Consider the following 2,210-nt stretch of genomic DNA (forward strand, 5'->3'; position numbering starts at 1 on the left):
TGTCGACGGCACGTGAATACTGACCCCGGCATGGCATCTCAAATTTGACCCCCTCTCCACCGATCCTGGTTCGAGTCGAGCCAGGAGGGACGAAGGGATGTTGTCCGTGGAAGATTGGGCCGAAATTCGTCGTCTGCATCGCAGCGAACGATTGCCGATCAAGGCAATCGCCCGGGTGATGGGGATATCACGCAACACCGTCCGCTCGGCACTCGCCGCCGACGGACCTCCGAAATACCAACGCGCCAAAGCAGGCTCGATCGTCGACCCGTACGAACCCCGCATCCGTGAACTGCTCAGACAGTTCCCCACGATGCCGGCAACGGTGATCGCCGAACGGATCGGCTGGGACCACTCGATCCGGGTGCTCAGCGGCCGCATCGCCGAACTGCGCCCGGTCTACCTGCCCCCGGACCCGGCCTCGCGCACCACCTACCTGCCCGGGGAGATCGCCCAATGCGACTTCTGGTTCCCCCCGATCACCCTGCCCGTCGACCACGGCCAATCCCGGACCCCGACGAAACTGCCGGTATTGACGATGACCTGCGGATACTCCCGCTGGCTCTCCGCGGTGCTGGTCCCCACCCGCGGCGCCGAAGACCTGTTCGCGGGCTGGTGGCAGCTGATCCACAATCTCGGAGCGGTGCCCCGGGTGTTGGTGTGGGACGGCGAAGGCGCGGTCGGGCGGCGACGCCACCGCAAGACGGAACTGACCGGACACTGCCAGGGTTTCCGCGGCACTTTGGGGACGAAGGTGCTGATCTGCAATCCCGCCGACCCCGAAGCCAAGGGCATCATCGAACGCAACCACGACTACCTCGAAACCTCGTTCCTACCGGGCCGCTCGTTCACCGGACCGGACGACTTCAACCGGCAGCTGTCGGCGTGGGTCGCGATAGCGAACACCCGCCGCAAACGGGTCCTCGGATGCGCGCCGGCCGACCGGATCGACGCCGACCGACACGCGATGCTTACGCTGCCGCCGGTGCCCCCGAGCACAGGGTGGCGATCGTCGACCCGGTTGGCGCGCGATCACTACATCCGCCTCGACTCCAACGACTACTCGGTGCATCCGGCGGTGATCGGCCGACGCATCGAGGTCACCGCCGACCTGGACCGGGTGCAGGTCCACTGCGACGGCACTGTTGTCGCCGACCATTCCCGGGCCTGGGCGAAACACCAGACCATCTCCGACCCGGAGCACGTCACCGCGGCGGCGGCCCTGCGCCGCGACCACATGACCGTGGTGCACCGCAAGGACGACAGCGAGGTGCAGATCCGGGCGCTCAGTGACTACGACACCGCCCTGGGCATCGACGACTACGACGGAACGGTGGCGTGATGACGACACAGAGCAGCGTCTCGGAGCGGGACCTGAGCGCCGAGTTGAGCTTCCTCACCCGCGCGTTGAAGGCACCGACCCTGAGGGAGGCGGCGGGACGGCTCAGTGAGAGGGCCCGGTCCGAGAACTGGACCCATGAAGAGTTTCTGGTGGCGTGCTTGCAGCGGGAGGTCTCGGCGCGGGAAAGTCACGGCGGGGAATCGCGGATCCGGTCGGCGCGGTTCCCGGCCCGCAAGTCGTTGGAGGAATTCGACTTCGATCATGCCCGCGGTCTCAAGCGGGAGACGATTGCGCATCTGGGCACGCTCGACTTCGTGACCGCGAAGGACAACGTCGTCTTTCTCGGGCCGCCGGGCACCGGCAAGACCCATCTGGCGATCGGGTTGGCGATCCGGGCTTGTCAGGGCGGGCATCGGGTGTTGTTCGCGACCGCCGCGCAATGGGTGTCCCGGCTCGCCGACGCTCATCACAGTGGCCGGTTGGAAGCCGAGTTGATCAAGCTCGGCCGTTATCCGTTGCTGGTCGTCGACGAGGTCGGCTATATCCCGTTCGAGGCCGAGGCGGCGAACCTGTTCTTCCAGTTGGTATCCAGTCGTTACGAGCGGGCCAGTTTGATCATCACTTCGAACAAGCCGTTCGGCCGGTGGGGTGAGGTGTTCGGCGATGAGGTCGTCGCCGCGGCGATGATCGATCGTCTGGTCCACCATGCCGACGTGGTCTCGCTCAAGGGTGATAGTTACCGGCTCAGGGGCCGCGATCTGGGTCGCACGCCTACTGGCCGTGCTGCAGAGGGGTAGTGGCTGTCGCATGACTCGAGGGGTCAATTTTCGGTTGCCGGAAAGGGGTCAGTTTTCAGGTGCCGTTGACA

Annotated in this window: 2 protein-coding genes; both read left to right on the top strand. The window is 65.7% G+C overall.

Annotation, left to right across the window (positions count from 1 at the left end; genetic code table 11):
- Nucleotides 1-97 precede the first annotated feature (97 nt).
- Entirely contained in the window at nucleotides 98-1,342 is a 1,245-nt protein-coding gene (istA, locus tag ACFWCF_RS26240) for an IS21 family transposase (RefSeq protein ID WP_378568019.1), read from the top strand.
- The gene (gene istB, locus ACFWCF_RS26245; protein WP_378568022.1) at nucleotides 1,342-2,139 is read left to right on the top strand and encodes an IS21-like element helper ATPase IstB; all 798 of its coding nucleotides are present in this window, start codon (nucleotides 1,342-1,344) and stop codon (nucleotides 2,137-2,139) included. Before istA ends, istB begins: the two co-directional genes overlap by 1 nt.
- Nucleotides 2,140-2,210: the final 71 nt, after the last annotated feature.

Origin of the sequence: Rhodococcus sp. NPDC060090, from assembly GCF_042729855.1 — a bacterium.
In the GTDB taxonomy this organism is placed as follows: domain Bacteria; phylum Actinomycetota; class Actinomycetes; order Mycobacteriales; family Mycobacteriaceae; genus Rhodococcus.

Excerpts from the sequence above, each read along its gene's own strand:
- istA (WP_378568019.1), top strand. The coding sequence starts at position 98 with ATGTTGTCCGTGGAAGATTGGGCCGAAATTCGTCGTCTGCATCGCAGC.
- istB (WP_378568022.1), top strand. The coding sequence starts at position 1,342 with ATGACGACACAGAGCAGCGTCTCGGAGCGGGACCTGAGCGCCGAGTTG.